This is a genomic window from Nostoc mirabile CHAB5784, from assembly GCF_020829645.1.
In the GTDB taxonomy this organism is placed as follows: domain Bacteria; phylum Cyanobacteriota; class Cyanobacteriia; order Cyanobacteriales; family Nostocaceae; genus Nostoc; species Nostoc mirabile.
Genome location: NZ_JAIVFS010000008.1, coordinates 20,134 through 33,383, shown reverse-complemented (window position 1 = coordinate 33,383; position 13,250 = coordinate 20,134). Strand labels below are relative to the sequence as shown.

9 protein-coding genes are annotated in these 13,250 nt (G+C 41.3%); all 9 read right to left on the bottom strand.

What is annotated here, in order from left to right; translation table 11 throughout:
• Nucleotides 1-60: 60 nt before the first annotated feature.
• On the bottom strand, nt 61-1,902 hold the full coding sequence (gene hepA, locus LC653_RS07965; protein WP_229493951.1) for a heterocyst formation ABC transporter subunit HepA: 1,842 nt from the start codon (nt 1,900-1,902) through the stop codon (nt 61-63).
• 92 nt (nt 1,903-1,994) lie between these two features.
• Nucleotides 1,995-2,705 (bottom strand): heterocyst development glycosyltransferase HepC, encoded by a 711-nt coding sequence (gene hepC, locus LC653_RS07960; protein ID WP_229493949.1) that lies wholly within the window; start codon nt 2,703-2,705, stop codon nt 1,995-1,997.
• Between the two features lie 905 nt (nt 2,706-3,610).
• Nucleotides 3,611-3,904, bottom strand: coding sequence for a hypothetical protein (locus LC653_RS07955; protein ID WP_229493947.1), 294 nt, complete (start codon nt 3,902-3,904; stop codon nt 3,611-3,613).
• A gap of 287 nt (nt 3,905-4,191) precedes the next feature.
• Complete coding sequence (locus LC653_RS07950) at nt 4,192-6,420, bottom strand: GumC family protein (protein ID WP_229493945.1); 2,229 nt, start codon at nt 6,418-6,420, stop codon at nt 4,192-4,194.
• Nucleotides 6,421-6,960: 540 nt separating this feature from the next.
• Nucleotides 6,961-8,061, bottom strand: a complete 1,101-nt coding sequence (locus tag LC653_RS07945; RefSeq protein ID WP_229493943.1) for a glycosyltransferase — start codon at nt 8,059-8,061, stop codon at nt 6,961-6,963.
• A 303-nt stretch (nt 8,062-8,364) separates the two neighbouring features.
• Entirely contained in the window at nt 8,365-9,678 is a 1,314-nt protein-coding gene (locus LC653_RS07940) for an NAD(P)H-dependent oxidoreductase (RefSeq protein WP_229493941.1), read from the bottom strand.
• Between the two features lie 242 nt (nt 9,679-9,920).
• Complete coding sequence (locus tag LC653_RS07935) at nt 9,921-11,159, bottom strand: glycosyltransferase (RefSeq protein WP_229493940.1); 1,239 nt, start codon at nt 11,157-11,159, stop codon at nt 9,921-9,923.
• A 436-nt stretch (nt 11,160-11,595) separates the two neighbouring features.
• Nucleotides 11,596-12,153 carry a dTDP-4-dehydrorhamnose 3,5-epimerase gene (rfbC, locus tag LC653_RS07930; protein WP_229493938.1) on the bottom strand — a complete coding sequence of 186 codons (558 nt, stop codon included), beginning with the start codon at nt 12,151-12,153 and terminating at the stop codon, nt 11,596-11,598.
• Nucleotides 12,154-12,367: 214 nt separating this feature from the next.
• Nucleotides 12,368-13,219 carry a phytanoyl-CoA dioxygenase family protein gene (locus LC653_RS07925; RefSeq protein WP_229493936.1) on the bottom strand — a complete coding sequence of 284 codons (852 nt, stop codon included), beginning with the start codon at nt 13,217-13,219 and terminating at the stop codon, nt 12,368-12,370.
• Between the last annotated feature and the right edge of the window lie 31 nt (nt 13,220-13,250).

Sequence of the window (13,250 nt, the reverse complement as noted above, 5' to 3'; positions counted from 1 at the left end):
TAAATAATTGAGTAGGGAAACAAATTCGTAATTTACGAATTACGAATTACGAATTACGAATTACGAATTATAGTATTGCATCTGGTGATATTCCCAAAGCTTGCCTTGGCGTCCGAGTAATTCTTGATATTTGCCCTGTTCTACTATCCGCCCTGCTTCCAAAACTACGACTTTATCGGCTTTAGCAATAGTAGAAAGACGGTGAGCGATCGCAATTACTGTTCTACCAACAGATAGCTTTTCTAATGAATCTTGAATTAAGCGCTCAGATACAGAATCTAAGGCACTAGTTGCTTCATCCAAAATCAAAATTTCAGGGTTCCTTAGTAGCGCCCGTGCGATAGCAATTCGTTGTCTTTGTCCTCCAGATAATCTAACACCCCGATCTCCCAATTGGGTATTAAAACCTTCGGGCATTTCTAAAATAAATTCCAGCGCATTCGCTAGTTTCGCGGCTTCTTGAATTTGCTCATTAGTGGCTTGTGGAGTACCATAAGCAATATTTTGCCAAACATCAGTATTGAAGATAAAAGTATCCTGACTGACTACAGCTATTTGACGACGTAGAGAGTTAATTTCAAACAAACGAATATCAATTTCATCGATATAGATATTTCCCTCTATAGCAGTATAAAAGCGGGGGATTAAATCAGCAAGAGTTGTTTTACCAGCACCAGAAGCTCCGACTAATGCAGTCATTTTCCCCTTTTCAATGGTTAGGGTAATATTATGCAGCACTATATTTTCGTTATCGTAGCCAAAATCTACAGATACTAAATTTATTGCCCTTTCTAAAGCCTTAAACTTAAGTGTCCCATCCTGAAAATAATTTTTATCATCACTTTTTAGCAGATTTTTAATGTTGTCTGCCGAGCCATGTAGAGTACTGAGAAATGCTCTTGTGCCATTGATATCTTGAACAAACGGGATGAAGCGAAATAGCACAAAGAAAAATGTTAGCAAAGAAGCAACTTGTAGCGTTCCATTACTAACCAGGCTAGTGAATGCTAAAATAATCATTCCGACCAACACCGTAGTAGCTACCCCTTCGGCAATTGGCTTAACAAGTGTCCAAGTGAATACAACTTTAGTTGTAGTACTTACTACCTTGTCGCTAGCTTTGTAATAACGCTGGCGCTCAAATTCTTGAGTACCACAGGAATGAACCGTGCGAATGCCATTAATAAATTCTATGGCTGTTGATGTAAAATTAGCATTAGCAGTTGTCATGCCAAAACTTGATTCTCTGACTCTGGCATTCAGATTAGATAAACCTACACCTAAAAGTGTAAATAGTAATGCTGAAATCACAGTCAGTTGCCATGATATCAAAAACATTGATGTTAAGTAGACAAGAGTTGTGATTCCCCTAGTTACTAAAAAGGCTGCCCCACTGAAACCCTGTCTTATCCTTTCAATTTCTGTGGTTATTGTGTTAATTAGTTCACCAGAACGAGTTTTAGCAAAGTAACTTAACGATAAGGATTGTAACTGTTCAAAAATTTGCTTACGTAAGCGATCGCCAAAATGCAGTTGAGATAATTCAGTATAGACTTGTCCAAAATAATTGAAGGTAACACGTAACCAAGTACTCAATAAAATCAGCGAAGATACCCGGTATAGACGATTAATTGCCGATGAATTAGCTCCCAATACTAAATTATCAAACCATTCTATACCTGTTTGGACAGGTTGAGCGTTGGGACTAGTTAAGCTTTGCAAAAATGAAAGTAAAAAACCAATACTGACACCTTCAAAAGTTGCCGCCAGAATCGAGAATATCAGAGCTAAAATTACAATCTTGCGAAAGTGTTTAAATTCTCGCAATAGCAAATAGTTATCCTGCCAGAAGCTGGTAGCTTTGAGCAGACTACGAAGTTTTTGAGGAAGTTGGAAATGCATGGATTTTATAATAGTTTGGCAAGGTAGATAAACCGCTATAGTGCTTTAGCCTCAGTGCGGTAGATGAAACCATCAATTACCGCACAGATAAATTACAGTGTTTGGCTATCTAGATGTAACAGGTGAGATTGCGCTTCTACTTCCCACGAAGCTTTAATTTCTGGTAGTTTATTTAGCTGTACTGCATCTTCTAAAGTCCAACAACGAGATCCGGTTAAATTCATGTCACCCCGCAGCACGTTAAATAACTGTGGCAGATTGTCGAGACTGTATTTACCCATCCAACGCCCTAGAAGTGTGGTGTTTTGCGTGCGAAACCTTATTGCCCGAAACAGTTTACCCCGTTCTCCAACACGCCACTCACGACAAAAAAGTGACCCTGGCGAGTAAACCTGCATTAACACAACCAATCCCAACACGACTGGACTTACTAATAGCAGCAAAACGAAAGCAGCAATCCAATCAATTAGTCGCCCGAAGGGTTGGTTAGACAGTTTTTTACTAGCGCGTATGCTTAGGAATATTGGTTTTTCTGCTTCTTCACATGCATCTGCCCAAAACCTGAGCAAAGTCTCACCCAGTTTGGGATCTATGCTTACCAAACTTACAGGAGAATGTTGTAAGCATTTTACTAGCGATCGCTTACTATTTAACGAAGGCAAATATGGTTGTTTAACTCGTCCAAGCGGCTTCACCAACAGCTTACCCCGTCGCCACTGGAGTGTGCAGTACCCACGATTATCTTGGTGTTCCTGGGTTACATCATATAAATTCTCTAGAGTTGGAATTATTGAAGTTGTCATAATGTCTTTGGGTTTATACAGGAGTGAATTGCTGAGGCGTTATCAAAGGCTATCAATGCCAAAGACCCAAATCCGAATCTTGTGTCAGTCCAAAAAGTTGGAGATAATTGAGGGCAAAATATGTTATTGCTATTTGCCACTCAGCCAAGCACACATCGTGCAGAATTCTGCTGGTGTAGAGGTGTACAAATCAACGTTACTATCAATATTCATGGGCAATCAGTATTTTCCGGTAACTACTGACAGTAGAAAAGTGTAGAGGTAAATTACCCATGAATCTATATCTACTAGCGTGTCAAGGCTAAAATAGTGCATTAAACGTAGACGTAGGTTGGGTGGAGCGGAGCGCAACCCAACATATATCAGGATGTTGGCAATGGCTTAGCCTCCACCCAACCTACATTTTTTTTGCAACATTTTAGCCTTGTCACGCCACTACGTTTAATTGCAGTGAGGTGTTTATTGTGTCGATATACTTAACAAAACCAGTCCACTGTTATCTTCTAGCTTTTTTGAAGGTGCTTTAATCTCTAGAATATAAGAGTATGTAGAAATAGCGATCGCTCAAATAAATTCTTTATTTACTCTTTAAAGAGCTAGTGATTTCTCTGATAACCCATAAAGATAGCATAAATATACTGAAATTTTCCTGATCGCAACAAAATTAAAATTTGTTCATAAAAACGTAGGGTAGCACAGCTGTGCTACCCTACTACGTCTTGCATTTAATATGAACAGATCCTGACTTTTCACGGTATCTGGAAAACCTCACTTCTATTTCTCTCTTCTTTTAAGGCTACGGTGTACACACAAGTCGGAAAAACTTCATCCACCAAAGATTTGCGGTGCGTTACGCTGGTGTGACAAAGCTAAATTGTTGCAATCATAGCGATGCCTGCGGCGGGCTACGCCAACGCATTTGTTATTTCGGCGAACTCATTTGTTATTTCGGCGAACTCATTTGTTATTTCGGCGATCGCATTTGTTATTTCGGCGAACTCATTTGTTATTTCGGCGAACTCATTTGTTATTTCGGCGATCGCATTTGTTATTTCGGCGAACTCATTTGTTATTTCGGCGATCGCATTTGTTATTTCGGCGAACTCATTTGTTATTTCGGCGAACTCATTTGTTATTTCGGCGAACTCATTTGTTATTTCGGCGAACTCATTTGTTATTTCGGCGTGTCCATAACGCACCCTACTGGCGTGGCAAGATTAAAATAGTGCTACTACGAAACTACTAGAAGAGTTAAAACCTATGCTGGTCATACTTGTGTGTACACTGTAGCTCCTAAAAGGAGAGAGACTTTGAATTTTCCCCCTTCCAGTAACAAAAGTTTTTCCGTTTCCTTCTCCTCGTAGGAGAGGGTTAGAGAGAGGTCGGGAAGGGGGTTAGGTCTTTGTGGGCTTTTCCACATGACCTGAATTGTCAGGAATAGCCCCAACTCCTTAAAAAAGTCGGGGATCTTTCGTCGCCGTACTAACTATTTTTCTACAGCTTGGCGCAGAGCTAATTGCTGTTGTTTGATATAAGGTACGTAATTACTACTAGAGTTTGATACCCCATTAGCTACAACCCCAATCAGATTTAACTTACTCAGCATGGCTGTCGCTTGACTAAGCTGACTTCGGGTCACAATCCCAATGGTTGCCACCATGACCACACTACGACAAGATGATGCGGTAAGCATGGCATCCACCAAACCGAGAACTGGGGGAGCATCTATGAGTACCAAATCATAGTTTTCCTCAAATGCTGCCATTAATTCCATCATCCGAGGGGAACTCAACAGATTAGCTGGGTCAGCAGGTTTGGGGCCAGCAGTCAAAATATCGATGTAGGCGGAACCTGAGTATTGAAGACTAATCTGGTTGGGTAGAGTTGCATCACTAGCCAGTAGAGTTGAAAGCCCCTGTTCATTAGGAAGATTCAGTTGTTCGTGCAAACTGGGATCGCGTAAATTGGCATCAATCAGCAATACCCTTTTGTGTAAACGGGCAGCACTCATCGCCAAACCCAACGCCAAAGCTGACTTACCCTCATCAGGTAAAGCTGAGGTAATCATCAAAGATTTCAAGTTAGCAACAGTATTTAAAAGTTCAATGTTTTTGTAAATCAGATCCAGCGATTCCCAGCGCGGTGGAGATTGCAATACCTGAATTGTCCAGGGGGCGAGAACTTCTGGCTTACCAAAGGGCAACTTGATCATTGATTCTCTGGGTTTGGCTGGCGGTAATTTGGGAGTTGTTCCCAACAACGGCATGGCCATTTGCTTCTCCAACTCAGCAGTGGTGTGAACTGCATCATCAGCCGATTCTCGAATAAAGGCAACAATGCCCCCTAACATAAACCCAACCACAGTACCTAACAGCAAGTTCTGTTGAAGATTGGGGCCTAATTGTCCGCCTTTTTGAGGTTCTTCCACAACTTCCCAATTAAATCCACCCTTGGAAAGTTCTTGCCGTAATTGCTGTTCTGCTCTTAAAAGTTGCTCTAACCTTTCACGGCTAAATTGCAACTGCGGTAGCATTCGATTGTAATAAGCCAAAAGAGGCGGGAAGCGTTTGATTTCAAAACGTAGCTCGTTTTCTTTCTGGGCCAAAGTTTGATCGCGAGCAGTTAAAGCAACTATAGTTGTCTGCGTTTCTACTAACTGACCAGCTAGGCTGAGATCAATTTGGCCAAGCTGTCCTTTTTCGAGAAGAGAGTCTCCATTCGTGAATGCACTAGCAGACTTTTCACCTAAAGTTCTTCCTACTTCTTGTTGCAATAATTCCTTCTGACTCTGAAGCTGTTCTTTGAGCTTTTGCACACTCGGAGTTTGATCTGTAAAGCGTAAGCGTTCTTGTGCTAGTGCCAGTTCGCTTTTTTGGATTTCATTCAGTAAGCCTTGATAGCGAGTAGACTGACTCAGACGAGAAGCAACTAGAGCATTTTGGGGAGAACGGTTAAGTTGTTCTTCTAAAGATTTTTGGCGTGCTAATGCTTCGCCATACTGGGCGCGAGTTGTCTGTCTTTCTTGGGCAATATTGTTCAAAGCTGTCTCAATCGCTTTGGCCTGTGACTCTGGATCAATTAAGTTCTGATTTCTGCGGAACCTTTGTAAATTTGTCTCAGCCGCGTTTACTTCTTCACTGGCTTTACTTAACTGTTCCCTGATAATTTGCAGACCTTTTTGTAAACGCGAATTCTGTTGTTCTTTGTTATATTCCACATAAACTTGTCGAATCGCGCCCAGAACTTTTTGTGTCTTTTCTGGATCTCCAGCAGTGTATTCAACTTGAAATATTTTAGTAGCAACATTATCTTCTTTGCTCCTTAATTGAGTTAAGACTAAGGAAGCTTTAATCTCAGCTGCACTTATATCTGAATAATCAGATTGAAGTTTCTCAACTGCTTTTTGGATAAGTCCCGAACTCTGCATCAAGTTAAGCTGGGTTGCAGTATCTATGACCACATTAGAGTCAGTAAATTGGTTGTCTACCCCCGCTCCTTCTGTTTTACCTTGATAGTTAGGTTCTACTAAAAGTTGCATTGAACTTTTATAAGTTGGCTTGGTTTTTAAAGTTACCATGCCTGCAATAGCAATAGAAGTAATTAATACTGCTAGAAACCAAGGAAATCTTCGCACAAATACGGCAAACAATTGTCCATAGCTTGGTTCATTTTCCGAAGCTGGAGTTATATGAGGATTTAGACTACTTTGAACCACTTTTATTATCCTTGTCTTTTCTACGAAAGGCTGTGCCAACAAGACTTACGCTAAGAGATTCTCCGAAGAATACCTATTTTTTTACAAACAACTCAGGATGAGAGAGTTAAATAAATAGGTAATCTTATAGTGGGAAGAGATTACGAAATAAAACTGCAACGCCAGACAATACGGTTCGGTTAACGTTTTAACATTTTGAAGATCCCCCCAACCCACGCCACTTGCTCCACTTGGGGAAACCCCATCGCCCTTGGCGTCTCCCCTTGGGAGAAGACCGCAGTGGCTCCCCTTAAAAAGGCTTGCTCATAAACCTCATTTACCCCCTTTGGGGGTCGCCGTAGGCGGGGGGATCTGAACCGAACCGTATTGCAACGCCAGAGCCATTATTCCTTGAGATACCACGCCTATAAACAACATGGTTTGAATTAGTCTAATATTAGAAAGTTTTTCTGCTCACTTTTAAAGTGAGGTATGTACCAAAAAACAATAACTAATGACTAATGACCAATGACCAATGACTAATGACTAATGACTACTTGATCAAATGAATATTAGATGCCCGCCACAAGCTTGGTTAATAATTTGCTCAACTTTCCCAAAGAAGGCATTCTCTGAAAAGTTTGCTACTGCATGATTACGGATGCGATCGTAATCCCAAGAAATGCCATTGGCTTCTAGTAATGCAATTTGTAGAGATTCGGGTGTTTGCCTTTTGAAAAAGACTCCTGTTTCACCTGGTATTTGAGTATCTAATACTCCACCTGCTCCATAAGCGATGACTGGTGTGCCGCTAGCATTAGCCTCTACTGGAACTAATCCGTAGTCTTCTAAGGCTGCGACAATAATAGACTTGGCTTTGCAAAACAAGTCTTTGCGGGTTCTATCACTTACGTGTCCCAAGAACTCAATATTTTTTAATGCTTTGGATTTTAACCGTGCTTGTTCTGGGCCGTCACCTGATATTAATAAGCGCCATCCCAGCCAATTAAAAGCTTCGACTATTATATCAAGGCGCTTATAGCTAATCATCCGGGCTGAGGCCAGATAATATTCATCTTTTATATCGGAAAAAAGAAATTTACTAGTATCAATTGGATAGTTTACCATCATTGCCTTTTTGCCATAAATATTTTCAATACGGCGGGCAACAACACTAGAATTAGCAATGTAAAGGTCAGGTTCCTGTGCATATTTCAGGTCTACCTTTCTCATTACTTGAAATACTTGTTCGATTAAAGGAGCAAAATATCTATAGTCTCCGTATTCTCTTAAATAGGTTGCTGTATCCCATAAGAAACGGGTGACATTATGGCAAAAACAAATGTGGCGGGCATTTGGGTTTTTTCGCACTGCTTTGGCGAAGCTTGTGCTACTGCTAATAATTAGATCGTAGTCTTGCAGATCCAAGGCACGAAAGGCAGGAAAATATAGAGGAGCCATTGACCTAAAATATTTTACTGCACCGGGAATTTTTTGTAAAAAGGTTGTGTTGACTATGCGATCGCCTAGATCAATAGTTTTTTGTGGATCGTACAGAGATGTGAAAATATCTGCTTCGGGATAGCGTTTACAAAGCAGTTCAAACACACGCTCTGCCCCACCTCGCTGGGTTAAATAATCATGGACTAGAGCAATTTTCATGAATTTGACTTAAAGTTTCGATCGGGTTTGTTTCAAGGCTCCCCAGCAAGTTATTATCAACAACTTTAGTGTTCAGCAGTATAGCTTCCTATCCTCTTGACGAAATTCTTGTTACAAATACGTTGGTAGGGGCCTCGGAGATCCCCCCAACCCCCCTTAAAAAGGGGGGCTTTTTGTAATTTTTTACCCCCTTTTTAAGGGGGTCGCCGCAGGCGGGGGGATCTTATCCGAAACGTATTAGGGGCGTACAGCTGTACACCCCTACAGCCAATTCATTTGTTGCAAATATTTTAGGAACCGATATTACCCAACTGCTACCAAGATTTTTTCTGGGGTGAAATAAGTGTTTTGCTCAGTTCGTAGTTGGTCGCAGAGTCTGCCTTCAGGTAATTCTACATCCTCGTATGTGAGGACTTGATCCTTAGAAATATCTCGTTTGAGGCGGCACCCTTCAGCTAAACCCATTGGTAGAAGATTTTGCTGTTGGACGATATCGGAATTTTCACATTGTCCGTAGGTCATGTAGTAGCCGATGCCATCTAAGGTTTCTCCTGCTTTCAGGTCGATTTTGGCAGTGGTGACAACATCTACTAGCGGGCCTGCTAGTGGAGACATAACCGCATCACCGAATAGGACAGCACGCGCTACGGACAAGGGAACTTCAAAATGACAGAGGTGATAAGGAGTATAGAAGCTGTAAAGTGGGCCTTCGCCTAATTTGTATAAGTTGAGATAGTGCTGTTGCTTGGGGTCGTCGTGAGTGGCAAATACATATACGCCTGGGCCAGGTTTTGCTCCAACTACATAATCGACAATGCCGCCTAGTTCTTTGAGTTGTTCAACATCATATATATGGGCCATTTCATCGACATAACCGTTGAAGTCATATCCTAGCATTCCCCGTTTGGCGACTTTCATGCCTGTGGCATTGGCAACGATCGCTTGCTCAAAGGAAATTTTGCTTCCGTCGGCGAAGCTAGCCACCATGTGGGGCTTTTGACCCCAACGTTTAGCAAATCCTTCCTGAGTGGTGGGATTGCGATAGGGGTCTTGAAGTCCTTTAATGTTACCGCACAATAACGGAGTTAGACCAATGCTTTTTACAAAGCGGTAGAGGTTCATTTGCACCCCTGGTTGATCGCCATCACAGGCGCTGAAGATCACACCTGCTTTGTCAGCATAGACTTTCAGGATGGGGCCAATGGTGCCGTCGAGTTCGGCATTCATCATGATCACATGCTTGCAATGAGCGATCGCTTCCATAACGATGTGAGCGCCAAATTCCACTGCACCTGTGACTTCGATTAATGCATCAATGCCCTGGGCCCGACACAGTAACTTAGCGTCTTCTGTGACTGCATATTTACCGTTAGCGATCGCATCTTCTAATTCGCTGACAGTTGCAACAACTTGAATATCTTCAATTCCTGCTTCCGAATAAGCTTGTTTAGCTGCATCAATCTGGCGATTGGAGATAGCAACTAACTCCATTCCTGGCACTGAATTGACAATTTGGTTGGCAATTCCTCGACCCATAAAACCAGCACCAATCATTCCCACCTTGATAGGATTTCCTGCTGCTGCACGGGTTTGTAAGGCGCGATCGATAATAATCATGAACTAAACTCCATTTTGGAACTGTTGGTTGTGATACAAATTATCTATAAACTTGCACTTAATAATTTCTTACAGCTAAATATTAAGTACATTTTCATGGAAATTGGGATTAGCTTGCACCAAGCGACTACAAGTCACAGCTACACAGGCAAAACCCGCGCAGGCGGGTTTGAAACCCTTAATTTTCATCAGTCCGCGAAGGCGGACTTGGTTTGTATAGCCGCGATTTCTAATCGCCAGGGCTAAATAGTAACTGGTTGTTTGCTAGATGCTATAGAACCAGTCTGTTTTTTCTGGCTGTGATTTTCGATAATTTGCTCCACAACATTTCTGTAAACTTGGGCAAACTTTTCTTTGGTATGATTTGCTCTTGCATATTCCCAAGCCTGACGAGACATCAGCTTTAGGTCTTCTACAGGCAAATTGGAAATACTTCTAACTTTCGCCTTAATTTCGTCAACGGAAAGATTATCGAAAATTACACCAAAATCGTGAACATCTACACCAGATTCGTAGCTTAAAATCGGAATTAACCCAGCTTGCAAGCAACTAATTACTGCTCCTGACTGCCCTTCAGAAACGGAAGGATAAACAAGTCCTAGACAGTTATTTGTCACCTCTATAAAGTCAGGGCTACTAACATCAATCCACCCATAAGTGTGGATGTTAGGTGTTTCGTACAGTTCTTTATAGAAAGCTTGCTCAAATTCTTTGTCATTACTTACCGGGCCACAAACTGTTAAATGGTATTCCGGCATTTGGGCAAAGGCATCTAAAACTAAATCTAATCCTTTGAGGACTAAAGCACTACCACCAAACCACAGAAAGCGCTTTCTTACCGCTTCAAAATCTTTCTTATCGGGATAAGGATAAACGACAGGCGAAGAAATTGGGATACGATACATCGGTTTGTTGGCATACTTAAATGTATCAGTTGTGAAATCGTTACCCAACACAATCGCGCAATCAGCATATTCAATTCCCAAGTTAGGAACTTCAAATCGCTGTGGTTTTAAGGTGATACCTTTGCGCCGTTGTAGTTCTAGAAGTCTGTTGCATTCTGCTGCATTGCGAAACACCATATTAGCAATGTCAACGTGGAAAATCTTGATGCAATCTTTATTGAGTTTTGGTGCAAGCGCTTCCATTCGATGACGGATATCAATGAAAAATGCGTAATCTTTTTGAGGAACGAATTTATCATTGTGGAACTGGATAACATCAACGTTGTAACCTAAGTCTAAAAAAGTTTGGGCTATTTGCCAAACTTCCCAATACCAAGTATGGTCATTAGGCATTACCTGACCAGGTTTTAAGAGAAATGGTTCAATTCGATAAGAAAGAAGTACATTTCCTTTGGAAGGCTGTTTAGGCTTTAGGGAGACAACCTGTAAAGCCTTAGCATAATTGATTCGAGCTTGGACTTTTTTGGAGACAAAAGAGATAGTATTACTGACACGAGATAGAAGATTATTTGGCATTTATTTCTACCCTAATTAATTATTGTATTACCTCATACAGAGCAGCCAGTGTGTTGTGCTAGTACAATATCTAAGCTAGTAATGAAAAGTTTGTAGTAAGCAGCTTTGTGCTTAGAGGATAAAGACTAAAGTCCTTACTACGAACTTACTTACCCATCAATTTCAACTTGACAGACTACTAGTACAACGTGGCGTAAATAAACCTACCCTTCGGGTTCACCAGTCGCCTGACGCCACATGCTCTACTTGGGGAGGCCCCAAGACCGCAGTGGCTCTGGAGGGAAACCCTACCAAGAGCGCTGGTTCACCATTTCATTACAGCCAGAAAGCCCAAAATTAAAGCATGAGTGAATGCGTGATTTTTGAATGCGTGACTTCCGCCTTGCGGTACTAGTTCTCTGCACTGAAATACCTGGCGCAGAGAAAGAGTCTATAGTTATTTGGAAACTGTACCGCCAACAGTCATCATTCTCAACAAAGGCCAATTTAAATCTTTCTCAGATATTTCAGTCACATCTAGAGGCCAATCAATGGCAAAGAATGGGTCATCATAGCGTAAACCTCTTTCATACCCTGGTGTGTAAAATTCACCTACTTGATATACAACTTCAGTCTCATCTGTGAGTGCTTGATAGCCGTGAGCAAACATTTCTGGAACATACAAAGCGCGGCGGTTTTCTGGGGTTAGCTCTACACCAATGTGTGATAAAAAGGTAGGAGATTCTGGTCGCATATCAATAATTACGTCATAGATAGCACCTTTAGTACAGCGAATTAATTTCGTTTCTGCTGCTGGCAGAATTTGATAGTGCATTCCCCGGATAGTACCTTTTTTATAATTAAAAGATAGATTACATTGGGCAACTGTTGGCTTTAATCCGTGTGCTTCAAATTCTTGAGCGCAGAAAGACCGAGCAAAAAAACCACGGTGGTCTGGCTTTTCTTCTAAGTCAATAATGAATGCGTCTTTGAGTGCGGTTTCGGTGAAAATCATTATGATTGCTTTGAGATGAATGTTTGCTTAGTGTTCGCGCCAGAAAATAAACGAATCACAGAGGCGCAGAGGACAGGGAGAGATGAGAGTTTGAGAGATATTTTGTGTTAGTCCTAAACTTACAAATCGGGTACAACTCCTTTCCTTCTCTTTCTCTGTGTTCTCTGTGCCTCTGCGGTTAATTAAATTAGATATTCTTCTGGCGAGAAAGTTTTTAAGTTGATACTTTAACTGCATCAGATGCAGAACGTAACTCTGCTCTAGGATAAGTATCATCCCAGTATTGGGTGCAGAGGTCTGGTCTTTCAGGAGGATTGGCGGTGTAACACAAGAATAGTGTTGACCGGTCTTCTGTACGGACTGTGCCGTGATGCAAAGCATTTTTCGTATCTACAATAATCACAGTACCTGCTGGGCCTGGGCAGGATTTCCAAGCTGATTTGGGGATGACTGGTTTTACTTCTTCATCGTCGATACCCATATAGCTTGACTTCCAAAGTTTGTAATAAAGTCGAACATAATTCCAACTAAATAAGGAAGTTAAAGAGCGGGGGATGTATTCAAAAGGCCCAGTTTTTTCTTCTACATCATTCAAGTAAACAATGATTTTTATAATTCGACGGTCTTCTGCATCGCTATGCCATAACAGCGTCCCAAACTGATGTTTATTATTGAAATCTTTGCGTAAATGTACACCATGAAAAGCAACAGGAAGACCAATATAATTTTCGATGATATTGAGCAGCCTTTTCTCGATTCCCCAAGCATAAAATTCTGGTAAACCTGTAACTGTGGAAATTTGTGGCAATTTTTCGTCTAGATGGTCGTTGTTGGGATTTTCCATCTGAGACAATTGATGGTAAGCAGCTTTGAGTAGTTCTGAGCTAGAGTTGAACCCTAAATCTGCCAGTGTTGTGACGTAAACGCCATCTTTTTTGAGAGTATTAAGAATGTTGCGATCGCGTCCTTCCAATGCTGGCAGATTTCTGCTATGCTTCCAACGGGCTACATAATATTCAAAGTCAGAAGACAGTGTAGATATTTTGCGTTTAATTGCACTAAACATGTCGTAAATCCTCCTCTTTTTGATATATATT